This is a genomic window from Bacillus sp. FJAT-42315, from assembly GCF_002797375.1.
In the GTDB taxonomy this organism is placed as follows: domain Bacteria; phylum Bacillota; class Bacilli; order Bacillales; family Domibacillaceae; genus Bacillus_CE.
The window spans coordinates 1,232,684-1,256,492 of sequence record NZ_KZ454941.1 but is presented as its reverse complement, the minus strand read 5'-3'; the positions used below and the strand labels follow the sequence as shown (position 1 = coordinate 1,256,492).

Sequence of the window (23,809 nt, the reverse complement as noted above, 5' to 3'; positions counted from 1 at the left end):
CATTTAATTTTTCTAAGTTACATCCCCATAGTTCTGAAATTACATGACGACCCATTGTTTCCATGATCGTTTCCCCCTTTTACAATGATTTTTTTCACCATAGGCTTTTGTAAAAGTGATAACTACCACGGGGGAAAGTTAGTCCGAAGAGGTCCTAACCCTTTAAGTAGCTATTTTGTTTCACGAAAATTAGTATACTTTGATCTGTTCAAATTTGCAACAGCCATTTTGAAAGTTTTTTTATTATTATGCAAGGGGGATGCGGACGAAAGATTCGAACGGCCGCTTTTATAGTATAGCCGCTAACTGACGATTTACCCCTCATTAACGGGCTGTAAGACCCCCACCTCAACATGGCAGAAGAAGTGCAGATCTGTAGGTGGGGGATCAACAGCCCGTAAATGCCCGATTGGTTCAACTAACAATCAGTGGAGGATGAAGAAAACCTCCACTGATTGAAGTTTCACTTTATCATTTTCAAGCACAACAAAGTAGGCTTGAGTAAATATCTCAAGCCTACTTAAATTTTGATGGAATTAAGCCGTTACTTCAGCTTTTTTTTTCATCTCTTCCGCTACATAGTTCACTAAGTCAACAACGCGGCAAGAATAGCCCCACTCGTTGTCATACCAAGAAAGAACTTTCACTTTTGTTCCTTCCATTACGATCGTAGAAAGTCCATCTATAATAGAAGAATGCGGATTTGTATTGAAGTCGATAGATACTAACGGTTCTGTTGTGAAATCAAGGATTCCTTTAAGTTCACCTTGAGCTGCTTCGATAAATGCTTCGTTTACTTCTTCTACCGTTACTTCACGCTTTAAGTCAACAACAAGGTCAACAAGAGAGACGTTAGAAGTTGGCACGCGTAACGCCATACCATGAAGTTTACCCTTTAATTCAGGAAGAACAAGTGACAATGCTTTCGCCGCTCCAGTTGAAGTCGGAATAATCGATTGCGCACATGCACGAGCACGACGTAAATCTTTATGTGGATTGTCGATATTCTTTTGGTCATTTGTATAAGCATGAACAGTTGTCATTAAACCATTCTCAATGCCGAATTTCTCATTTAATACTTTCGCTACTGGAGCTAGGCAGTTTGTTGTACAAGAAGCATTAGAAATGACATCATGTTCCACAATGTTTAACGCTTCATCATTTACACCCATAACGATTGTCACATCTTCATTTTTACCAGGTGCTGTTAAAATGACTTTCTTCGCTCCTGCTTGAAGGTGAAGGGCCGCTTTATCGCGAGCATTGAATTTACCTGTTGCTTCAATTACGATGTCGATGCCAAGATCTTTCCAAGGAAGCTCTAGTGGGTCACGGCTGCTTAATAATTGAATACGCTTACCGTTGACAACTAATGCATTCTCTTCAGTTGTTACTTCGCCTTCAAACTTGCCATGGTTTGTATCATATTTAATTAAATGAGCAAGAGTCTCTGGAGGGTAGCTTGCATTCACAGCTACAATATCCAAACCTTCCTCTAGAATCGCTTTACGAAATACCATTCTTCCGATACGGCCAAATCCGTTAATTGCTACTTTCGCCTTCATATACCGGTTCCTCCTATATCCATAAATGTTATATACTTAATTGTTTTTTTTGCTGTAATTAGTATAACATAATTAATTTTTAATGGAACCTTTAAATCGCCAAAATAAGAAATTTAACTATTCAGAAAAGACAAGCGGTATTTGTGCAAGAATTTGAAGTTTCTATTTAATTTTTTCAAAAACAAAAACCGCCCTATAAAAAGGACGGTTTAAGGCTGCAGGTGCCAATCGATTAAAATCTGTTCCAGCTGCTCTTTCGTTTCTTCCAACGTTCCATTATTGTTAATGACCACATCAGCTTGAGCGGCTTTATCATCGAGGCTAAGCTGAGAACTGATTCGAGATTTAGCTGTTGCTTCATCAAAATCATTACGAGCCATTAACCTATGTAGTTGAGTATCTTCATTTACATACACGACAATCACTTTTTCAACCATCCATGTTAATTGGCTTTCAAATAATAAAGGAATATCCATAATGATCGTTTTCTTCCCCGCTTCGATAGCGGCTTCTTTTTCAGCAAGCATAAACTGACGGACAGCTGGATGCACGATGCCATTCAGCTTTTTCCGTTCAGCTTCATTGTTAAAAATACGTTTCCCGAGTTTCAGGCGGTCAAGCGAGCCATCTTCTTGTAAAATACCTTCTCCAAATGTCTCAATAATTTGTGTTAACGCTGGCTGGCCGGGCTCCACAACTGCACGTGCCGCTACATCCGCATCCACGATCGTAAAACCCTTACCTTCCAATATTTGGCTCACTGTACTTTTGCCACTAGCGATTCCGCCCGTTAGCCCAATTATATTAACCATTTACTTCCACCTTTCACATTTTAAACGTACCTAATATGATTAATAAAATGCCTGGCAAAAACGCTACACGTTGTATCCATTGCACGTTAGCAAATTTCCTTCCGCACCACAGCCCGCTCGTCACAAACAAGAAATTCATCCCAGCGACAGAAGCGGCTAAAATGAAGGGAGAGAATCCAAGCAAAGCAGCTCCAATTCCGGCTCCAAATGAATCCAACGATAATGCGAGTCCAAGCAGGACGGCTTCCATTCCCGAAATCGTTCCTGACTTATCGAGGTCGGCCGCTGCTGGACTTTTTAAAATTTGAATCACAATGCCAAGGCGTTTAAATTCTAAGTAGACAAGAGGCTGATCTTCCAATTGATCACTTTTATGATCCGCACGGAAGAATTGCCAAAGCACCCAAGCACCAAGACCAATTAAAATAAATCCGCCAATTTGACTAGCTGTTTGCTCTGAAATGAATCGACTTAATATATGTCCGGTCATCATCGCCACAAGTAAAGACCCTGCTGAACAAAGAGACAAAACAATTGAAGACTTCATCGGAAGCTTTAACCGCTTCAGCCCATAAGCAAGCCCAGCACTAAAACTATCTAAACTAACGGCTACAGCGAGCATATACAATGAAAGGTACGCACTCATCAGGCAGCTCCTCCCCTATCGAATGATTACGATAGTATATGAAGGAGCAACGAGAAGGTTCATTGATGGAGCGTCTGACAGTTTGAACAAATATGCGTGCCTCGACCGGCTACTTTCATTTTTTCAATGGCCATTCCACATGTATGACAAGGCTCTCCTTTTTTCCCATACACAAACAGCTTTTGCTGAAACATCCCCATCTGTCCTTGGCTGTTGACGTAAGAACGAATCGTGCTTCCACCTTGATCAACCGCCTCCTTCAGTGTGGCGACAATTTCTCGATGAAGTATAACGATTTCATCCTCTACAAGCGAGCGCGCTGTTCGTTCTGGATGAATCCTCGCCCGAAATAACGCTTCATCAACATAAATATTTCCAAGTCCAACAAACACTTTTTGATCAAGCAACACAGCCTTGATCATTCTCTCTGTTTTATTCAACTTCGACTTCACGTACTCTAAGGTAAATTCTTCAGAAAAAGGTTCAGGACCTAGCTGCGAGAGCGGGAGTACACGGTGTTCCTCCCCTTTCGCAAATAAGTGCATCGTTCCAAATTTACGCACATCGCGATAACGCAATTGTGTTCCATCTGTAAATGTAAATAAAACGTGCGTATGCGGCTCTTCCTCCTCACCTTTTTCATGGAGGCGATATTTCCCTTCCATCCGCAAATGCGAAACGAGCGAATAATGATCGAGGATAAAAATTAGGAATTTCCCTCTTCTTAATACGTCATGAATCGTTTCCCCGACAAGCGCATCTGCAAATTGCTCCGCCTGTTCGGGTTTTTTAATGATGTTTGCCCAGCGAACCTCCACTTCCTGAATCGTCTTTCCGACAACCAGCTGTGTGAGCGTGCGCCGGACCGTTTCTACCTCTGGAAGCTCCGGCAACTCATTTTCCCTCCTTTATTATTTCGCATCATACCAAGTAGCACCGTAAGAAAAGTCGACCTTGAGCGGCACTTCTAACGGAACAGCCTGCTCCATCACTTCTGGCACAAGTTTACTCATGATGTCGATCTCTTCTTTTGGCACTTCGAAAATCAATTCATCGTGTACTTGTAAAAGTAATTTCGACTGTAGCTGTTCTTTTTCTAATCGCTCTGCTACATCAATCATCGCTTTTTTAATAATGTCAGCCGCACTTCCTTGGATTGGAGTGTTCATCGCTGTTCGTTCTCCAAAGCTGCGTAAGTTGAAATTTCGGCTTGTAATTTCAGAAATATAACGTCTTCTTTGTAACAACGTCGTAACATAGCCTTTTTCCTTTGCCTCACGAATAATGGCATCCATATATTCTTTCACACCTGGATACGTCGTTAAATAACGTTCAATAAAATCCGCCGCTTCTTTTCTAGTAATGCCCAAATTTTGTGATAAACCATAATCACTAATCCCATACACAATCCCAAAGTTGACCGCTTTCGCTTGGCGGCGCATATTTCCATCGACTTCTTCTTTCGCCACATGAAACACATCCATCGCTGTCGCTGTATGAATATCTAGTCCTTGACGAAAGGCTTCGATTAATTTTTCATCCTTAGCAATATGAGCGAGTACCCTTAGTTCAATTTGTGAATAATCCGCCGCAAAAATAACCGAGTCACTATTGGTCGGTACAAAAGCTTGACGAATTTTTCTTCCCTCTTCTAATCGAATGGGGATGTTTTGCAGATTTGGTTCTGTTGAACTGAGTCGACCTGTTTGCGTCAACGCTTGGTTAAAACGAGTATGAATTTTATTTGAGTCACTTACTACTTTCAACAAACCTTCAATATACGTCGATTGCAGTTTCCCAAGCTGACGATAATGAAGAATATGCTCTACCACTTCATGAGATGGAGCTAGCTTTTCTAGCACATCAGCCGAAGTAGAATAGCCCGTTTTCGTTTTCTTAATCGGAGGTAAACCTAGCTTTTCAAATAAAACAACACCGAGCTGCTTTGGTGAATTAATGTTAAACTCTGTGCCGGCCAACTGATAAATCGTTTGTTCAATGATAGACAACTGATTTTTCAGATCTTCTCCCATTTGTTTCAAACGATCGACATCGACCTGCACTCCTTCTGATTCCATATCAGCTAAGATCAGGGCTAAAGGTAACTCCAATTCATAAAATAGCTCGAGTTGCTGATTGTCTTCCAACTCCTGCAAACAAGTTTCTTTTAATTGTGCTAACGCTGCCGCTTTGGAAGCAATATGTTCAGCGTACACTTCTTCTTCAGGCAACTTAAGCTTTGCCCCTTTACCATACACCGCTTCATCAGACTGAATCGTTCCGAACCCATGCAGTTTCGCCACTGCCGAAAAATCCTCTGGTGATTCGGATGGGTTAATTAAATAGGAAGCTAACAGTAAATCGAAATCAATTCCTTTTAGCTCAATCCCATAACGTCTTAAACCGATTACCGTCCGTTTCGCATCAAACACGGATTTTTTCTGTTCTTCACTTTCTACCCATGCTTTAAAAGCAGGGGAAGCCAACGCGACTTCAGCAGGTATGTAAGAAAGTCCATCTTCCGTTGCTAGACCAAATCCAGCGATCTCTGCACGATGATAATTATCAGTAATCATTTCCAAATAAAATGAAGATTGATTGTTAAACAACTGTTCATTTATCTCGGTCACCTTGTCAAAGTCCACAGATTCATGGGACGCTGCTTCATTCGCTGGTCGATCTAATTTATCAAGCAATGAATTAAAGCCAAGATCTTTGAACAGCTCATATACTTGATCATTGTCTGGCCCTTCATATTGTAAGCTATCTAATGAAACATCCATCGGTACTTCTCGCAAAATGGTCGCTAGCTGCTTACTCATTAAAGCCAAGTCTTTATGCTCCTCTAGCTTTTCTTTTAACTTCTTGCCGCTGACATCATCAATCGAGTTAAGTAATTGTTCAACAGATGCAAATTGCTTTAATAGCTTAATCGCTGTTTTCTCTCCCACTCCTGGCACACCCGGAATATTATCGGAAGAATCGCCCATTAATCCCTTCATATCAATAATCTGTTCTGGTGTAAGGCCATATTTTTCTTGAATATGATCAGGTGTGTACACTTCGATATCTGTGATACCTTTTCGAGTAATACAAACCGTTGTAGCCTCTGAGCTTAATTGAGTTAAATCTTTATCCCCAGAAAAAATCTTTACTTGGAAGCCATCTTGTTCTGCCTGCAATGACAAGGTCCCGATAATGTCATCCGCTTCATAGTTTTCTAATTCAAAGTATGGGATATGATAACCATTTAATAGTTCACGTAAATACGGGAATTGCTCCGATAGCTCAGGAGGAGTTTTTTGCCGTCCCCCTTTATACTCTTGATACGTTTCATGCCGAAAAGTCGTTTTCCCGGCATCAAAAGCCACAAGTATATGAGTAGGCTGCTCTTCTTGTAAAATTTTCATTAACATCATCGTAAATCCATAAACTGCATTTGTATGTATTCCCTTATCATTGTTTAATAAAGGAAGAGCAAAAAACGCCCGATAGGCTACACTATTTCCATCAATTAAAACGATTTTTTTCTCCAATCTCGTCTCCTCCTTGTATAACAACATAAAAAGCCGCTATTTTCCTTCTTATTCTAACATGTCTAGAATAAAAAAAGAAAATAACGGCCTTGTATCATCCCACTATAAAAAAGCGAGGGGCATAAAGCCCCTCCAAAGGACAGCTTTTGGATAAAGGGGGTTGATAAATTACATTATAATCTCTATTTATAAAGTAAGTGTAAACTCTACATTAATATTTTGTAAATAAAGTGAACCTACAGTCAATCCCCTTCAACTTCAGGCTGCTTTTTCAACTTAACGATGAAAGAGGTACCTTCATTTACTTTACTTTGCACAGAAATTTTTCCATCATGCGCTTCTAATATATGCTTAACAATCGCTAACCCTAGACCTGTTCCACCTGAATTGCGGCTTCTTGCTTTATCTACGCGATAAAACCTTTCGAAAATTCGCGGAACCTCTTCCGCTTCCATTCCGATACCATTATCGGATACTTGCACTTCAACATAAGAGCCTTTATCAAAAGCAGTTATATGAATGGCCCCTTCCTCTTGGGTATATAATATAGCATTGTTAATTAAGTTAATAAATACTTGCTTCAAACGATATAAATCACCTAGGATTTCAAGATTACTCTCCATATTTAATGTTAATGAAATTCGCTTATCTTCCATACGATTTTCAAGAGTAGGAAGAATCTCTTCAATTACTTCATCCACTCGCACCGGCTTCAAATTTAATACGATTCCATTTTGTTCAATTTTAGATAAATCTAACAAATCCATCACTAGTGTTTGCATTCGTTCACTTTCTTTTAAAATAATATTTAAAAACATCGACAACGCTTCTGGATCCCTCATCGCTCCGTCCAATAACGTCTCGGTAAAGCCCTTAATTGAAGTGATCGGTGTCTTTAATTCATGAGAGACATTCGCAACAAAGTCTTTTCTCATCTGCTCTAATTTTTTTATTTCCGTAATATCATGAAAAACGATCAATATTCCTTTCCACTCATCATTCGTTCCGATGATCGGCGCACCTGAAATTTCAAAATGCTTACGCTCAATGCCAAGGGAAAGCAAGATTTGCTTACGTACATTTTCCTCGGTCATAAACACTTCTTCAATAATCTCAATCACTTCTTTATATTGAATCGCTTCATAATACCTTCTTTTAATCAATCGTTCATTTTTCACGTGAAAGAATTTTTTAAACGATTTATTGACAACGATAATAAATCCACGATCATCAATGAGCAGTAAACCATTCTCCATATTTTCAATTAAAGTAGTTAATCGATTTTGGTGAACTTCCTGTGCCTGCATCATTTCTTGAAGGTTTCGGGCAAGTATATTAATAGAAGTGTTCAACATTCCAACTTCATTCGTCGGTGTATCATACGTTCTCGCACGATAATTTCCTTTTGCCAATTCGATCGCTACTTTCGTAACTGATTCAATCGGCTTTGTATAACGATTAGTAATTTTCATTCCTAATAAAACAATTAATAAAAGTGCCGCACCAATAGAAATGAGTAAAATCATCCAAATCTGCTTATACACATCCGTCAGATCATTGACCTTTGTATTAAGGATCACTATCCCTTCCATGACTCCTTCATCATTATGAATTGCGCGCCAATGGAATTGCTCGTCATATTTAATCGCTAACGCCTCTTGATAATTTTTCGGTGCTTCTAAATTAGCAATGCGCTGCACTAATTTCTGATACTCAGACTTCTTTGTTGAATCATACATTTCGCTGTCAAGGAGCAAATCACCAGAAGGATCTATAATAGAAACACGAACCTTCAACTGTTCACTCCATCCCTTCACTCGTTCCTCCGTTACTTGAGAAATACCGCCTTCTCGGCTAATTTGATCCGCTAAAAGAACCGTCTCTTTCCCCAGACGTTCATTGAATGTTTCTAAATTATACGTTTTAAACATCTCACTTAAAACGAAACCTAGAGCGATGAGAACGAGAAACACAAGAAAAGTCAGCCCTAGTACTAATCGGGTGCGAAGCTTGATCATGAAGTTTTTGGCTCCTCAAGCTTATAGCCAAGCCCCCTGATCGTCTTTATGTACTGTGGCTTTCTCGTATTTTTTTCAATTTTTTCTCGCAAATGACTAATGTGGACATCAACAATTCGCGTATCCCCAGCAAAATCATATTTCCAGACGGCACTCAATAACTGATCACGAGTCAATACTCGCCCTTTATTTTCCACCAAATAAAGCAGTAATTCAAATTCCTTCGGTGTCAATTCAAGCAAATCCTCTAGAAAATAAGCTTCATATTGATCTGGAAATATTCTTAGCTCAGACACTTCAAAATAGCGATCTTCACTTTCAACGACTTCTTCTTCTTTCGTTAAATGCTGAAGTCGACGTAAAATCGCTTTCACTCGCGCAAGTAATTCTCTAGGACTAAATGGCTTAGTCATATAATCATCAGCCCCTAGTTCTAGCCCCAGCACCTTATCAAATTCCTCATCCTTTGCCGTGAGCATCAAAATAGGCGTACTAACTTTTCTCTGTCTTAACTCTTTACATACTTCCATCCCATCCATACCTGGAAGCATCCAATCAAGAATCATTAAATCTGGACTTTCCTCTATTGCTTTCTCAAGCCCCTCTCGCCCATCAAAAGCAGTAAGAACTTGATAACCAGCTTGCTCCAAATTATATTTAATTAATGTGACGATAGATTGCTCATCGTCAACAACTAAAATCGTCTTTGCCATGCCGTCCTCCTCAAATGAAATAGTAACTATTCCTAATCTATTATATATAATTTGCTTCATTTAAGAAAGGAGAAGAAAAGAGGAGCCAACTGTTCACTCAAAAAAAGGAGATGTCTCCATAAGCAAGACATCCCCTTCTCATTTCTTTCAAATTAAGCAAGTACTTCCATTACGTTACGAACGGAGTCAGCAGATTTAGCAAGTGCTGCTTTTTCATCTTCTGTTAATTCAAGCTCGATGATTTGTTCGATACCGCCTTTACCAAGGATGGTTGGTACACCAAGGTAAATGCCATCAAATCCATATTCGCCTTCTAAGTAAGCGATGGAAGGAATGACGCGACGTTGGTCTTTAAGAATTGCTTCAGCCATTTCAACAAGGGCAGCAGCTGGAGCATAGTAAGCAGAACCATTACCTAAAAGGGCTACAATTTCACCGCCACCTTTACGTGTACGTTCTACAATTGCATCTAAACGATCTTTTGGAATTAATGTTTCTAAGGGAATACCCCCAGCATAAGAGTAACGTACAAGTGGTACCATGTCATCTCCATGGCCACCTAGAACGAAGCCGGTCACATCTTTCACTGAAAGGTTTAATTCTTGGGCTACAAATGTACGGAAGCGAGCTGTATCTAGTACACCCGATTGTCCAATTACGCGATTTTTAGGAAAGCCAGACTCTTTATAAACTGTATACGTCATTGCATCTACTGGGTTTGTTAACACAAGGATTGTACAGTTTGGGGAATTTTTCACGATTTCACCCGTGACGGCTTTCATTACTTTTTGGTTTGTTTGCACTAAGTCATCGCGGCTCATGCCTGGCTTACGAGCAATACCAGCAGTGATGATGACGATGTCGGAGTCTTTCGTATCTACGTAGTTAGAAGTACCAATGATGTTTGCATCGAAACCTTGAACTGGGCTTGCCTCAAGCATGTCCAGCGCTTTTCCTTTTGTTGGACCGTCGGCTTGTGGAATATCAACCAACACGATATCTCCAAGCTCTTTTTGAGCAAGTAAGAAAGCCGTTGTTGCACCAGTGAAACCTGCACCAATAACAGAAATCTTTTTACGTTGCAAACTCATTTTTAAGTGCCCCCTTAAAAATTATCAATATGTAGTGCCAAGGCGACCATTTAAAAGGTCGCCTTGGATCAATCAATGATTATAGGTTTTTGATTAGTTCATCAGCAAATTCGGAAGTTTTAACTTCAGTTGCACCTTCCATTAGGCGAGCAAAATCATAAGTAACGACTTTAGAAGCAATTGTTTTCTCTACAGATTTTGTAATCATTTGAGCTGCTTCATTCCAACCTAAATGCTCAAGCAATAATACACCTGATAAAAGAACAGATGAAGGGTTTACTTTATCCAAACCTGCATATTTAGGAGCTGTACCGTGAGTTGCTTCAAAAATAGCATGTCCAGTTTCGTAGTTAATGTTTGCTCCAGGAGCGATACCGATACCACCAACTTGAGCAGCAAGAGCGTCAGAGATATAGTCTCCGTTCAAGTTCATTGTCGCAACGACATCAAACTCTTTCGGACGAGTTAAAATTTGTTGAAGGAAAATATCAGCAATTGAATCTTTTACGATGATTTTTCCAGCCGCTTCCGCAGCCGCTTGTGCTTTGTTCGCCGCTTCTGCTCCTTGCTCTTCTTTAATTTGATCGTATTGTGCCCAAGTAAATACTTGATCGCCAAATTCTTTTTCAGCTAGCTCATAGCCCCAATTTTTAAAAGCACCTTCAGTGAATTTCATGATGTTACCTTTATGTACTAAAGTAACGGATTTACGACCTTCTTTAATCGCATAGTTGATTGCTGAGCGAACTAGACGAGTTGTACCTTCTTTAGAAACCGGCTTAATTCCAAGACCTGATGTTTCAGGGAAACGGATTTTATTTACGCCCATTTCATTTTGAAGGAATGCTAATAATTTCTTCACTTCATCTGAACCTTCAGCGTACTCAATACCCGCATAAATATCTTCTGTATTTTCACGGAAAATTACCATATCAGTATCTTCTGGACGTTTGATCGGTGAAGGAACTCCATCGAAGTAACGTACCGGACGAAGACATACAAATAAATCCAGTTCTTGGCGTAATGCCACATTTAGTGAACGAATTCCACCGCCAATTGGAGTTGTTAAAGGACCTTTAATTGCAATTAAGTATTCACGAATTACGTCTAAAGTTGCTGCTGGAAGCCACTCACCAGTTCTATCGAAAGCTTTCTCTCCAGCATATACTTCTTTCCACTCGATTTTCTTTTCACCATTGTAAGCTTTTTCAACAGCTGCATCTAACACACGAGAAGCTGCCGCCCAAATATCAGGACCAATTCCGTCCCCTTCGATAAATGGAACAATCGGATGATTTGGTACGCTTAACACACCATTTTGTACAGTAATTTTTTCGCCTTGAGTCATCTTACAATACCTCCAATTCCAGAATCAAAGGCTAGATGCACAGACAGTCTAGCCTTTGTACTTACCTTTATATTACAACAATTTTTATTCATTTTGTAAATATCAGAATTATTAACGTTCATTAATTGGTACAAATTTTTGCATATCTGGACCAGTATACTCCGCGCGAGGACGGATTAAACGGTTATTAGAATATTGCTCTAAAATATGTGCTAACCAGCCGGACACACGGCTTACAGCGAAGATTGGCGTAAATAAATCATGCTCAATTCCTAAGCTGTGATACACAGACGCAGAATAAAAGTCTACGTTTGGCGGCAGATTTTTTTGAGATGTCACTAATTCTTCAATTTGCATAGACATTTCGTACCATTGTGGTTCGCCAGTAATCTCTGTCAATTTTTTAGACATTTTGCGCAAATGTTTTGCACGCGGATCACCTTGACGGTAGACACGATGGCCAAACCCCATAATTTTTTCTTTATTATTTAATTTATTTAAGATATATGGTTCTACGTTATCTACTGAACCAATTTCAGAAAGCATTTTCATTACTTGCTCGTTCGCGCCACCATGAAGAGGCCCTTTCAATGCACTGATCGCTGCAGTCACACCAGAATACACATCTGATAACGTCGCTACACAGACACGAGCTGTAAATGTTGATGCGTTTAATTCATGATCCGCATGCAATACAAGCGCTTTATCAAACGCTTCTACTTCGATCGCTTCTGGCTCTTTACCAGATAGCATGTACAAGAAGTTTGCAGCTAACCCTAAATCCTTGCGCGGAGCAACCGGCTCTTGCCCTTTACGAATGCGTGCAAAAGCTGTAACGAGCGTAGAAATTTTCGCTTGAAGGCGAACGGCTTTTCGATAATTAGCCTCATCTGTCATCACATCTGCTTCATCATCATATAAACCTAATAAAGAGATCGCAGTACGTAACGCTGCCATCGGATGGACTTTATCGATAGGATACATTTTAAAGTGGTTAAATACTTCTTGAGGAATATCATAATTATCCGCTAATTGTTGCTTTAATTCATCTAGTTCAGCTTGTGTAGGAAGACGGCGGTGCCAAAGCAAATAAATAACTTCTTCAAAGCTTGCATTCTCTGCTAAGTCATCAATGTTATAGCCTGCATATGTAAGAGTATCATCAATAATTGAACTAACTGATGACGTTGTTGCAACTACTCCTTCTAATCCACGAGTTGTAGTCATAGGTTTTTCTCTCCTTCGCCTTTAAATTTCCCCATAGACCTTTTTTCAAACCACCACATTATTGAGCGCTTGCTCAGTAACTACGAAGCAAAAGTCATAATAGAATTGGTAAAAGGTTGCGCTTTCATTTCCTATTATAAACAACTATCTATGTTTTGTGAATCGAAAGCGTCGAAAAATAGTCAAAAATATTTTGTTTTGCCAATAAAACTAAAGTTTTTTTCATGTTATACTGAAAAATTATTTATTTACGTAACATTATACATTTAAAATGCATAAATATCTATTGAAATATTTCAAATATTTTCATTGCTACATATGCAATCCCCGCTCCGATAACCGGACCAACGGCTACCCCATTAAACAACGCTACCGCTGCAATCGTCCCTAACACAAGAGCAGTTGTAAGATGAGGGTCCTCCGCGAGTAAAGTGATTCCTTGTTTGCCTAATAAGGCAACTGCCATCCCTGAAATAAGCGCAATCCAAGCATACGGCGATTTGAGTGCTTCTTGTAGCTCCTTAAACCCAATCTCACCTGTCGCAATTGGAGCTAACACAGCGATGGTAATAATCGTCACCCCCCAATTGATTCCTTTTGATTGAAACATAGAAAAAAACTTTTCATCGATACCAATGACTTTCATCGCTAGTAAAACAGAGATAGCGATTAGAAGTGATTGATTCTTAGCAATGACGCTAATAAACAACAGTAATAATAAAAATAAATAAGACTGCAACATAAGCATTCCTTTCTCTTCCTATATAAGCTTTATTCTTTTCTTCAAGCAACCAAACCGTTACAATAAGTACAAACATTTGCTGATTAATGGAGGTGTGTGAATGAATCCGGTCAACAGGGATCGACTCGTCAGATTTTTCATTGTCGTTGTATCCACTGTCTTACTGTTTGTTGCTTTATATTATATCGCAAAAGTAACTTATCCTTTTATTATAGGATTTGCTATCGCCTTTTTAATGAAACCGTTTATCCGTTTTTTAGAAAACAAGGCGAAATTTCCGCGTCCTGCAGCTGTGGTGACATCGATTATCACCATAATCGCGCTGTTTGCTGGTATCATCACATTACTCATTGCGGAAATTGTATCAGGTGCGAACTATTTCGCAAACGTCGTACCAAACCATATCAACACGATGGTAAAGTATTTTGAAGAATTGTTTACGTCTCAAATCATTCCTTTTTACGAACGAATATCCGGTATGTTCCAATCTTTAGGAACGGGTCAGCAAGAGACCATTTTAACGAACATCAAAAATGCTAGCGAAACATTCGCTTCTACTGCGGGAGACTTTTTGCAAAACTTCTTTTTGAAGCTACCTAATTTAATCTCTTGGATTCCTAATTTTGCGACGGTGATCATCTTCTCTTTTCTTGCCGCCTTTTTCATTAGCAAGGACTGGGAACGGCTACAACAGCATTTTTCTACCTTTTTACCAAATAAAGCGTCCTTCAGCATCATTCGAGTATTCTCTTCACTGAAGCAAGCACTGTTTGGCTATGTAAAAGCAACGATGACGCTCGTTTCGATCACGACTGTCATCGTATTAATAGGTTTTCTCATATTGAAAGTCAACTATGCAATCACACTCGCTTTAATTACCGGTCTCGTTGACGTCCTTCCTTACTTAGGAACAGGGGCTATATTCGTTCCCTGGATTATTTATGAATTTATTGCAGGAGATCCTGGTCTTGCCATCGGGTTGACGATTCTGTATACGATCGTTGTTGTTCAGCGTCAAATTATGGAGCCAAAGATTTTGTCATCTAGCATCGGCTTAGACCCCCTTGCCACCTTAATCGCTTTATTCATCGGTTTTAAGCTTGTTGGCTTTTTCGGACTGATTTTAGGACCTGTGACATTAGTGATTCTCAACTCACTACGAAGCGCTGGTGTATTTTCTGACCTTTGGCAATATATTATGGGGAAAGACACTCCAACAGCACAAAAATAAAACGTCAGCATAAGTGCTGACGTTTTTTTATTTCATAATAATGATGTTGCTACCGCCTTGGAATAAGCGACGAAATATTTTGTACAGAAGTGGCTTAAAATATTTCCTCGTAGCTGGGAATAGCAATAAAAAGCCAAGCGTATCTGTCATGAATCCGGGAGTTAATAACAGGAGCCCTCCCACTAATATACAAACGCCATCTAAGACAGCATCCCCCATGTACTGACCCATTTGCATGTCCGCTTTCAATTTTTCAACCGCTTGCAATCCTTGCTTCTTGGCTAAATACGCCCCTAAAAAGCCGGTTGCTAAAATCAACAAAAACGTCGGTAAAATGCCCCACAGCTTGCTTGAATACATTAAAACACTAAGCTCTATAGCTGGCACAATAATGAAAATTGGAATGATTATTCTCAATGAATCATTCTCCTTTTTTTAATGAAATCTGACCTTTATTATATCATGCAGCTGAAAAAAAGAGAAAAAAAACAGCTTGAAACATCCATTGTTACTTATAGTACGTTCGCATGACCGTTGTAAATAATTCCACGAGCAGCATCGACTGTAATTTCTTGTCCATCATTTAACATGGAAACAGCCTTTTCCACACCAACAATCACTGGGATTCCTAAATTGATGCCCACAACCGCAGCATGACTTGTTAGACCACCTTCTTCGGTGATAATAGCCGCACATTTTTCGATCACCTGTACCATTTCTTTGTCTGTACCGAGCGTCACTAAAATAGAGCCTTCTTCTACTTTTTCAAAAGCTTCAGCAGCATTTTTTGCGACAGCCACTTTACCATAAGCAGATTTGCGACCAATTCCTTGCCCCTTCATGAGAACATCGCCAACGATATGGATTTTCATTAAGTTCGTTGTACCGGATTCACCTACAGGAACACCAGCTGTGATCACGATTAAATCGCCATGTTCAACAAGACCCGTTGTCAAGCTTTGTTGCACCGCTAACTCAAGCATGTCATCCGTTGTTTTCACAGTTGGCCCGATCTTTGAAAAAACTCCCCAAACGAGCGAGAGGCTTCGAGAGATGCGTTCATTCGAAGTAACCGCCACAATTGGTGCTTTTGAGCGGTAACGCGAAATCATTCGTGCGGTATGACCGCTTTCAGTCGGTGTTACAATTGCTTTCACATCGAGATTATTTGACGTATGAGCAACTGATTGTCCAATTGCATCTGTCATTGTACGACGGTTGCTTAATTTGCTACGGCTAGTCAAAATATCCGAGTAATTAAGCGCCGTTTCTGTGCGATCAGCGATGTTATGCATCGTTTTTACCGCTTCGACTGGATACATTCCTGCAGCTGTTTCTCCTGACAACATAATCGCATCTGTTCCATCGAAAATCGCATTGGCCACGTCACTTGCTTCCGCGCGTGTCGGGCGAGGGTTGCGTTGCATCGAATCAAGCATTTGTGTCGCTGTAATGACCGGCTTTCCAAGCACATTACATTTTAAAATTAAATTCTTCTGCACAAGCGGCACTTCTTCTGCTGGAATTTCTACACCTAAGTCTCCACGTGCCACCATCAAGCCATCGGATACTTCAAGAATGCTATCGATGTTATCTACACCTTCTTGATTCTCGATTTTCGGAATGATTTGAATATGATCCGCGCCATGTTTTTCAAGCAACTCACGAATTTCTAACACATCGGATGGACGACGAACGAAAGAAGCTGCGATAAAATCAATGTCTTGACGAATACCAAATTCGATATCTTCCGCGTCTTTTTCAGTGATTCCAGGAAGGTTGACCGATACACCTGGTACGTTCACGCCTTTTTTATTTTTCAATGTACCGCTATTTAATACCTTTGTCTGAATTTCATTTTTATGTGGGTCAATTCCAACGACTTCTAGAGCAATTAATCCATCATCCAATAAAATTTTGCTACCATTCGTTACATCATTGATTAGCCCGCTATACGTCACAGAAAATTTTTCCGGCGTACCAAGAACTTCTGTCATAGAAACTACAACATCGCTACCTGCAACTAATTCAATCGATTCGTTTTCCATATTATGCGTTCGGATTTCTGGTCCTTTCGTATCTAATAAGATACCTATGGACTTCCCAGTCATCTCTGCCGCTTTTCGAATCGTTTGAATACGTAACGCGTGCTCCTCATGATTTCCGTGAGAGAAATTTAACCGAGCGACATTCATCCCTGCTTCCATTAAACTTGTCAACATGTCTAAGCTTTCACTTGCCGGACCAATCGTACACACAATCTTTGTCTTTCTCATTTTTGTATCCTCCTAAAGTTAGGTGCTTCTTAAATGGATAATTCCTTAGATAAACGATAAATATCTAAATCGAGTTGATGAGGCATCGCTAATGCTTCACTAATATCGTAGTCGACTAATCGATTTTTCTCAATCCCGACTGTTCGCCCACCTTTTCCTTCGATGAGTAATTCTACCGCTCTAGCGCCAAGACGGCTAGCCAGCATGCGATCAACAGCTGTCGGAGATCCTCCTCGCTGCATATGACCGAGAACTGATACCCGCGTATCAAATTGGGTCTCTTCTTCTAATCTCTTCGCAAACTCATTTCCACTCATCACGCCTTCAGCAACGATAATAATACTATGTCTCTTCCCACGCTCATGACCTTTCAGTAAACGCTCTTTAATGGAAGCCATATCAAATGGATCTTCAGGAATCAAAATCGTTTCTGCTCCTGCCGATAGTCCAGCCCAAAGCGCTAAATCACCAGCATTTCGTCCCATTACTTCTACCACAAAGGTACGCTCATGTGAACTAGCCGTATCCCTAATTTTATCGATAACATCAATCACTGTATTTAATGCGGTATCAAAGCCGATCGTAAAGTCCGTTCCTGGAATATCATTATCGATCGTACCAGGCACGCCAACACAAGGAAAACCAAGCTCTGTTAGTGCTTTCGCTCCCCGATAAGAACCATCTCCACCAATCACAATTAATCCTTCAATACCGAGCGCTTGTAATTGCTGTAGCCCTTTCATCTGCCCTTCTTTTGTCACGAATTCTGGGCATCTTGCTGAACGAAGCATCGTACCACCTCGATGAATAATATCACCGACCGATCCCACCTCTAACTTTTGGATCTGACCTGTCATTAAGCCTTGATATCCTTGATAAATACCATACACTTCTACTCCTTGATAAATCGCTTTCCGGACAACCGCACGTACAGCGGCATTCATACCTGGTGCATCACCACCGCTCGTTAACACTCCGATACGCTTCACATTGATCACCTCATAACGATTTTTATGTAATTGTCATGCAAAAGTTCTCTTATCTATTTTAAAATAACAGAAAGGTCTGACCTTAACAATGCTGAACGATAGCTTTACAAATAAATAATAAATTTTTAAAGTTGGAAGCGTTTTCTTTCGTTTGAATGATGAAAAACAAACTAAAAAAAGAGAACAAGCCCTATATAGGTAGCTTGTTCAGACTGTAGACAAACTCGATTTTATGGAGTTTGCCTACAGTCTTTTTTAATATAAAATGGAAGTAATATAAATTTTGAGGTGAGGACCATGCTTTCGAAACATAATCCTATTCAACGAGATCAAATAGAAATGATCGCTCTCGATCAATTAGTGCCGGAAAATCATTTAGTTCGTAAAATTGAGGCCGCGATTGATTTCTCTTTTATTTATGACTTAGTGAAGGATATGTATTCAGAAGTAGGTCGTCCGAGCATTGATCCAGTGATTTTGGTGAAGCTGACATTCATTCAATACACCTTCGGGATTCGCTCGATGCGTAAAACAATTGAAGAAGTGGAAACGAACATGGCTTATCGCTGGTTCTTAGGTTACGGCTTTCATGATAAAGTGCCACACTTCTCTACGTTCGGGAAAAATTATGAGCGTCGTTTTAAAGATACCGACCTGTTTGAACAAATTTTCTATCGTATATTAAAGGTAGCTGCGGAGAAGAAGTTAATCAGTGCCGAACACGTTTTTGTGGATTCTACTCATGTGAAGGCGAGTGCGAATAAGCGCAAATTCGAAAAGAAAGTGGTTCGCAAAGAAACAAGAGCGTATCAAGAACGCCTCCAAGAAGAGATTAATCAAGATCGTGAAGACCATGGAAAAAAGCCGTTTCCACCGGACAAGTTTGATAAAGAAGAATCCAAAGAAATCAAAGAAAGCACGACTGATCCAGAGAGTGGCTACTATGTGAAAGACGAACGTACGAAACAGTTCGCCTACTCCTTTCACGCAGCTACGGATCGCAAAGGTTTTGTACTCGGCACGATGGTGACGCCTGGAAATACACACGACAGTCAGATGTTAGAGCCATTGGTAGAGAAAGTGATTGAAAAAGTAGGGAAGCCTGAAGCTGTGGCCGCAGATGCCGCATACAAAACACCAGCGATTACAAGTTACTTATTGAAAAATGACATCACACCTGCCTTACCTTACACACGCCCACGTACGAAAGAAGGGTTCTTCCGAAAGCATGAATATGTGTACGATGAATACTTTGATTGTTATCTTTGCCCGGCAGGTGAAGTGTTGAACTATTCGACCACGAATAAAGAGGGCTATCGTGAGTATAAATCGCCCAAGCATATTTGTGCGACGTGCCCTTTCTTAGAGCGCTGTACAGCCAGTAAAGATCATCAAAAAGTGGTGACACGTCATATTTGGCAAGAATACGTGGAAGAGGCGGAACATCTGCGCCATCACCAAGAGGTTAAACCAATCTATGCGAAACGCAAAGAAACCGTTGAGCGTGTATTCGCAGATGCAAAAGAAAAGCATGGCATGCGTTGGACAACGTTAAGGGGACTTAAAAAATTGTCGATGCAAGCGATGCTTACTTTCGCTTCCATGAATTTGAAGAAGCTGGCAAGCTGGACTTGGCAAGGTCCAGAAACAGCCTAAGAAACGGTCTCGAAGAGGTCTGTTCTTCTCTCTATGGGCTTCAAATCTAATAAAAATTCAAAAGGGATTCGGAATGAGAGCATTCCGAATCCCTTTTGTCTACAAACTGAACAAGCCCTATATAGGTAGCTTGTTCTTTTTCGTTCTATTCTTGCAAATAGGCACCGATTTTTTTGTATTTTTCGTAGCGTTGTTGTAAAAGTTGTTCCGGCGATTGTTTTAATAAATCCACTAAAGCTTCCTTTAGTGTAGCATCGATAAATTCCGCTTGCTGCTTAACGTCGCGATGAGCCCCTCCACTTACTTCTGGAATAATACTATCAATAACCCCAAGCTCTTTTAAATCACCAGCGGTAATCTTCATTGACTCGGCTGCTCGCTTCGCTTGAGTCGCATCTTTCCATAATAAAGCAGCGGCTCCCTCTGGAGAAATAACGGAATAAGTGGAATTTTCAAGCATAAATAAACGATCACCTACACCAAGAGCTAATGCTCCACCACTTCCACCTTCTCCGATAACGATACAAATGACAGGAACATCCATGCCCGCCATTTCAAATAAATTTTTGGCAATAGCTTCACTTTGTCCACGTTCTTCTGCTGCTTTCCCAGGATAGGCACCTTTCGTATCAATTAAACAGATGATCGGGCGTTTAAATTTCACCGCTTGATTCATGAGACGAAGTGCTTTGCGGTAACCTTCCGGATGTGGCATCCCAAATGTACGGCGAATGTTTTCCTTCGTGTCACGACCGCGCTGATGACCAATTACGGTAACTGGAAGCCCGCGATATTTCGCCACTCCGCCGACAATAGCAGCATCATCACCAAATAAACGATCACCATGTAACTCCATAAAATCGGTAAACAAATGATCAATATAATCAAGCGTCGTCGGTCGTTCTGGATGACGTGCCATTTGAACTCGATCCCACGGTCGCATGCTTTCATAAATATCTTTCTCTAGCTTGCGTAGCCGCTCTTCAAGCTTTTCAATTTCCTCTGTCAAATCAACATCTGACGTAGAGGTGAATTCTTTCAATTCGGCAATTTTCTCCTTTAACTCCAACACCGGCTTTTCAAATTCTAATCCTATCATGCCAGTTCACCACCCGGTTGATGTATATCTAATAATAGGCCAATTTTCTCCTTCATTTCATGGCGATGTAGCACTGCATCTAACTGACCATGCTTTAATAGAAACTCAGCCGTTTGAAAATCCTCTGGAAGTTCTTCACGGATCGTTTGTTCAATAATACGACGTCCAGCAAATCCAATGAGCGCACCAGGCTCTGCAAAATTGTAATCTCCTAATGAAGCAAAGCTTGCCGATACACCACCCGTTGTTGGATGCGTCATAATTGAAATAATTAATCCACCCTGATCGCTAAAGCGCTTTAACGCGACGCTCGTTTTTACCATTTGCATTAACGACAACACGCCTTCTTGCATTCTAGCTCCTCCAGATGCGGTAAAAATAATGAATGGTACATTCAGACGACCTGCTTCTTCAATCGCTCTCGTAATTTTCTCGCCAACGACCGATCCCATACTTCCCATACGGAAATTTGAATCCATAATCGCTACGACAACATCATTCCCATCGACTTGGCCTGTCCCAGTCAAAATCGCTTCGTTCAACTTCGTTTTTTCACGGTCCTTCTCGACTTTTTCCATATAATCCGGAAAATCAAGTGGGTTAGTGGAGCGTAAGTTTTCATCTAACTCTTTAAACGTTCCCTCATCGATAAAAATATCTCGACGCTCAAAAGCATTCATCCCATAATGATAGTCACATTGCAGGCAAACATGCATATTTTTCTTTAGTTCCTTCGTATACATGATTTTTTTACACTTAGGACACTTTTGCATAATCCCTTCCGGAACATCTTGCTTGCTCGCTGCAGAAGGAATCGTCGCATACTTTTTCTTCTTGGGCTTTTGCTTATGAAATAAGTCTTTAATCAACATGTTTCCTCCCCCTGTAAAGGTTTTCAACTCGTTTAGTTGAGACTTCTACTTCTATTAGTATTAGATGTTTTTAACTAAGCTGCTTGTATGCTTCAAATATAGCTTGCATATTTTTTGTTTTTAATTGTTCAATTAAGTGAAAAAAACGAGACTTATTATTAACCATTCGATCTAATGAATAAAACGAAGCCTCATAATCGGAAACAATCGTCCAAATCTTTCTCAATAATTCATTCTCACACAGTTTCATCATTGCAGAAAAGAAATCCGTTTCTGTATAATCGAGCGCCTTCATTTCCTCTGCAATCATCGATAGTTCTTCTTCTAGATGGCTATGTTGAATTACAAAAGATAAACAACCGAACTCGATTATTTCCTTCGTCTGGATGACACCTTGCTTCTTCTCATCATTTTGTAAAATAAACGTGCTAAGAAGTTCAAGTAACTGATGATCGCGAAAGTCGCGGAGAAAGGTTCCTTCTCCGCGCCTCGTTTCGATCAGCCCAAGCAGCTCAAGCGCTCTAAGTGCTTCTCGGACAGAAGACCGAGCAACAGATAAACGCTCAGATAGTTCTCTTTCAGAAGGAAGCTTATCACCTGGGAGCAAGCCATCTTCCAAAATGATGTGCCGAATTTGCTCGACTACCTTTTCAAACTTGGAATGAGAACGAGCGATCTCCACTTCGTTATTCTCCTTTTCCAATCATCGACAACTGAATTGTCCGCTCTCTAATTTCTTCTGGATCAGCTTTCACACGAGCAACACCTGTTTCCATCGCCGCCTTCGCTACCGCTGCTGCCACTGCTGGTGCTACTCTTGGATCGAACGGACCTGGGATGACACAATCAGCGTTTAATTCCGATTCAGAAATTAAATTAGCAATCGCTTCTACGGCTGCTTGTTTCATCTTTTCATTAATATGAGTAGCACGTACATCGAGCGCTCCTCGGAAAATGCCTGGGAAGGCCAACACGTTATTGACTTGATTTGGAAAATCAGAACGTCCAGTTCCAACCACTTTCGCTCCAGCTGCTTTCGCTTCATCCGGCATAATTTCAGGCGTTGGATTCGCCATCGCAAAAATAATTGGATCTGTATTCATCATTTGAACCATTTCTTTTGTTAACGCCCCTGCGACTGACACCCCAATAAAGACGTCTGCCCCTTTGATGATGTCTTCTAATGTTCCTGCTTCACGATTTCTATTTGTATATTTAGCTACTTCTTCCTTGACAGGGTTCATGCCTTCTGGGCGCCCTTCATAAATCGCGCCACGAGAATCGCACATAATAATATTATTTACACCGTAGCTAACTAGTAATTTAATAATGGCAATGCCTGCTGCTCCTGCACCGTTAGCAACTACTTTAATATCAGTCATTCTTTTGCCGGTCAGTTTTAACGCATTGATTAAGCCCGCTACTGTCACAATTGCTGTCCCGTGCTGATCATCATGAAACACAGGAATGTTCGCTTCCTTCTTCAAACGTTCCTCAATTTCAAAACAGTTTGGCGCTGCAATATCCTCTAAGTTAACCCCGCCAAATGTTGGCTCCATTAACTTCACAGTTTCAACGATTTTATCCACGTCCGTTGTATTTAAGCAGATTGGAAAAGCATCGACGCCCGCAAAGCTTTTAAATAAAACCGCTTTTCCTTCCATTACCGGCATAGCCGCTTCCGGACCAATATCCCCTAGTCCTAGCACAGCTGTTCCATCAGATACGACAGCTACAGTATTACCTTTTATTGTATAATCGTAAACCATTTCTGGTTTTTCGTAAATTTCTTTACAAGGCTCAGCAACACCAGGTGAATAAGCAAGACTTAAATCCTTCGCGTTTTTCACCTCTGTTTTAATACCCGTAGACAATTTTCCTTGGTTGACTTTATGCATATGTAGTGCTTCTTCTCTAATTGACACTTTCTACCACTCCCTAATCTAAGCAATCCACTCTTTATTTCTTAAGTGGTCAGACCACATTTT

At 40.4% G+C, this 23,809-nt stretch carries 20 protein-coding genes and 1 pseudogene; 2 read left to right on the top strand and 19 right to left on the bottom strand.

Translation table 11 applies throughout. From position 1 onward, the window contains the following. The 12 genes and pseudogenes from CEF22_RS19090 to CEF22_RS05885 all read right to left on the bottom strand — a co-directional run. Positions 1–64: pseudogene (locus tag CEF22_RS19090) on the bottom strand (adenosylmethionine decarboxylase); the annotation flags it as partial. 472 nt (positions 65–536) lie between these two features. Next, a complete protein-coding gene (locus CEF22_RS05935; protein WP_094834372.1) occupies positions 537–1,565 on the bottom strand; it encodes a glyceraldehyde-3-phosphate dehydrogenase in 1,029 nt (342 codons plus the stop codon). Between the two features lie 209 nt (positions 1,566–1,774). Continuing rightward, complete coding sequence (coaE, locus tag CEF22_RS05930) at positions 1,775–2,377, bottom strand: dephospho-CoA kinase (RefSeq protein WP_100402133.1); 603 nt, start codon at positions 2,375–2,377, stop codon at positions 1,775–1,777. Positions 2,378–2,390: 13 nt separating this feature from the next. Beyond that, positions 2,391–3,023, bottom strand: coding sequence for a sporulation membrane protein YtaF (ytaF, locus tag CEF22_RS05925; RefSeq protein WP_100402132.1), 633 nt, complete (start codon positions 3,021–3,023; stop codon positions 2,391–2,393). A gap of 59 nt (positions 3,024–3,082) precedes the next feature. Beyond that, entirely contained in the window at positions 3,083–3,916 is an 834-nt protein-coding gene (gene mutM / locus CEF22_RS05920; protein ID WP_100402131.1) for a DNA-formamidopyrimidine glycosylase, read from the bottom strand. Positions 3,917–3,934: 18 nt separating this feature from the next. Further along, positions 3,935–6,559 (bottom strand): DNA polymerase I, encoded by a 2,625-nt coding sequence (polA, locus tag CEF22_RS05915; protein WP_157843178.1) that lies wholly within the window; start codon positions 6,557–6,559, stop codon positions 3,935–3,937. A 242-nt stretch (positions 6,560–6,801) separates the two neighbouring features. Then, on the bottom strand, positions 6,802–8,577 hold the full coding sequence (gene pnpS / locus CEF22_RS05910; protein WP_100402129.1) for a two-component system histidine kinase PnpS: 1,776 nt from the start codon (positions 8,575–8,577) through the stop codon (positions 6,802–6,804). Continuing rightward, positions 8,574–9,290: a response regulator transcription factor gene (locus CEF22_RS05905; RefSeq protein ID WP_100402128.1), complete on the bottom strand. Its 717-nt coding sequence runs from the start codon at positions 9,288–9,290 to the stop codon at positions 8,574–8,576. Before CEF22_RS05905 ends, pnpS begins: the two co-directional genes overlap by 4 nt. A gap of 152 nt (positions 9,291–9,442) precedes the next feature. Continuing rightward, on the bottom strand, positions 9,443–10,381 hold the full coding sequence (mdh, locus tag CEF22_RS05900) for a malate dehydrogenase (protein WP_100402127.1): 939 nt from the start codon (positions 10,379–10,381) through the stop codon (positions 9,443–9,445). 79 nt (positions 10,382–10,460) lie between these two features. After that, entirely contained in the window at positions 10,461–11,729 is a 1,269-nt protein-coding gene (gene icd, locus CEF22_RS05895; protein WP_100402126.1) for an NADP-dependent isocitrate dehydrogenase, read from the bottom strand. Positions 11,730–11,840: 111 nt separating this feature from the next. Further along, positions 11,841–12,956 carry a citrate synthase gene (gene citZ, locus CEF22_RS05890; RefSeq protein ID WP_100402125.1) on the bottom strand — a complete coding sequence of 372 codons (1,116 nt, stop codon included), beginning with the start codon at positions 12,954–12,956 and terminating at the stop codon, positions 11,841–11,843. Between the two features lie 283 nt (positions 12,957–13,239). Then, a complete protein-coding gene (locus CEF22_RS05885) occupies positions 13,240–13,698 on the bottom strand; it encodes a DUF441 domain-containing protein (protein ID WP_100403927.1) in 459 nt (152 codons plus the stop codon). A 100-nt stretch (positions 13,699–13,798) separates the two neighbouring features. Between CEF22_RS05885 and ytvI the strand changes: the two genes are divergently transcribed. Continuing rightward, on the top strand, positions 13,799–14,929 hold the full coding sequence (gene ytvI, locus CEF22_RS05880) for a sporulation integral membrane protein YtvI (RefSeq protein ID WP_100402124.1): 1,131 nt from the start codon (positions 13,799–13,801) through the stop codon (positions 14,927–14,929). A 27-nt stretch (positions 14,930–14,956) separates the two neighbouring features. On the opposite strand, the gene CEF22_RS05875 is transcribed toward ytvI, so the two are convergent. The 3 genes from CEF22_RS05875 to pfkA all read right to left on the bottom strand — a co-directional run bounded on the left by CEF22_RS05875 (position 14,957) and on the right by pfkA (position 18,194). Continuing rightward, the gene (locus CEF22_RS05875) at positions 14,957–15,346 is read right to left on the bottom strand and encodes an FxsA family protein (protein WP_100402123.1); all 390 of its coding nucleotides are present in this window, start codon (positions 15,344–15,346) and stop codon (positions 14,957–14,959) included. Positions 15,347–15,441: 95 nt separating this feature from the next. Continuing rightward, positions 15,442–17,205: a pyruvate kinase gene (pyk, locus tag CEF22_RS05870; protein ID WP_100402122.1), complete on the bottom strand. Its 1,764-nt coding sequence runs from the start codon at positions 17,203–17,205 to the stop codon at positions 15,442–15,444. A gap of 29 nt (positions 17,206–17,234) precedes the next feature. Then, complete coding sequence (gene pfkA / locus CEF22_RS05865) at positions 17,235–18,194, bottom strand: 6-phosphofructokinase (RefSeq protein ID WP_100402121.1); 960 nt, start codon at positions 18,192–18,194, stop codon at positions 17,235–17,237. Between the two features lie 297 nt (positions 18,195–18,491). Here pfkA and CEF22_RS05860 point away from each other — a divergent pair, with 297 nt between their 5' ends. Beyond that, positions 18,492–19,850: an IS1182 family transposase gene (locus CEF22_RS05860; protein WP_100402120.1), complete on the top strand. Its 1,359-nt coding sequence runs from the start codon at positions 18,492–18,494 to the stop codon at positions 19,848–19,850. A gap of 145 nt (positions 19,851–19,995) precedes the next feature. Here the strand turns inward: CEF22_RS05860 and accA are convergent, their stop codons facing one another. The 4 genes from accA to CEF22_RS05840 all read right to left on the bottom strand — a co-directional run bounded on the left by accA (position 19,996) and on the right by CEF22_RS05840 (position 23,746). After that, positions 19,996–20,949, bottom strand: a complete 954-nt coding sequence (accA, locus tag CEF22_RS05855; RefSeq protein WP_100402119.1) for an acetyl-CoA carboxylase carboxyl transferase subunit alpha — start codon at positions 20,947–20,949, stop codon at positions 19,996–19,998. Then, on the bottom strand, positions 20,946–21,818 hold the full coding sequence (accD, locus tag CEF22_RS05850; RefSeq protein ID WP_095477653.1) for an acetyl-CoA carboxylase, carboxyltransferase subunit beta: 873 nt from the start codon (positions 21,816–21,818) through the stop codon (positions 20,946–20,948). The genes accA and accD overlap by 4 nt, the downstream gene beginning before the upstream one ends. A gap of 73 nt (positions 21,819–21,891) precedes the next feature. Then, positions 21,892–22,503, bottom strand: coding sequence for a FadR/GntR family transcriptional regulator (locus CEF22_RS05845; protein ID WP_100402118.1), 612 nt, complete (start codon positions 22,501–22,503; stop codon positions 21,892–21,894). Between the two features lie 4 nt (positions 22,504–22,507). Next, positions 22,508–23,746: an NADP-dependent malic enzyme gene (locus CEF22_RS05840; protein WP_100402117.1), complete on the bottom strand. Its 1,239-nt coding sequence runs from the start codon at positions 23,744–23,746 to the stop codon at positions 22,508–22,510. Between the last annotated feature and the right edge of the window lie 63 nt (positions 23,747–23,809).

Bases quoted from the DNA above. Each gene is read 5' to 3' on its own strand.
- citZ (WP_100402125.1), bottom strand. From the start codon at position 12,956: ATGACTACAACTCGTGGATTAGAAGGAGTAGTTGCAACAACGTCATCA.
- CEF22_RS05905 (WP_100402128.1), bottom strand. From the start codon at position 9,290: ATGGCAAAGACGATTTTAGTTGTTGACGATGAGCAATCTATCGTCACA.
- CEF22_RS05885 (WP_100403927.1), bottom strand. From the start codon at position 13,698: ATGTTGCAGTCTTATTTATTTTTATTATTACTGTTGTTTATTAGCGTC.
- ytvI (WP_100402124.1), top strand. From the start codon at position 13,799: ATGAATCCGGTCAACAGGGATCGACTCGTCAGATTTTTCATTGTCGTT.
- coaE (WP_100402133.1), bottom strand. From the start codon at position 2,377: ATGGTTAATATAATTGGGCTAACGGGCGGAATCGCTAGTGGCAAAAGT.
- pnpS (WP_100402129.1), bottom strand. From the start codon at position 8,577: ATGATCAAGCTTCGCACCCGATTAGTACTAGGGCTGACTTTTCTTGTG.
- icd (WP_100402126.1), bottom strand. From the start codon at position 11,729: ATGACTCAAGGCGAAAAAATTACTGTACAAAATGGTGTGTTAAGCGTA.
- CEF22_RS05860 (WP_100402120.1), top strand. From the start codon at position 18,492: ATGCTTTCGAAACATAATCCTATTCAACGAGATCAAATAGAAATGATC.
- CEF22_RS05935 (WP_094834372.1), bottom strand. From the start codon at position 1,565: ATGAAGGCGAAAGTAGCAATTAACGGATTTGGCCGTATCGGAAGAATG.
- ytaF (WP_100402132.1), bottom strand. From the start codon at position 3,023: ATGAGTGCGTACCTTTCATTGTATATGCTCGCTGTAGCCGTTAGTTTA.
- pyk (WP_100402122.1), bottom strand. From the start codon at position 17,205: ATGAGAAAGACAAAGATTGTGTGTACGATTGGTCCGGCAAGTGAAAGC.
- mdh (WP_100402127.1), bottom strand. From the start codon at position 10,381: ATGAGTTTGCAACGTAAAAAGATTTCTGTTATTGGTGCAGGTTTCACT.
- accA (WP_100402119.1), bottom strand. From the start codon at position 20,949: ATGATAGGATTAGAATTTGAAAAGCCGGTGTTGGAGTTAAAGGAGAAA.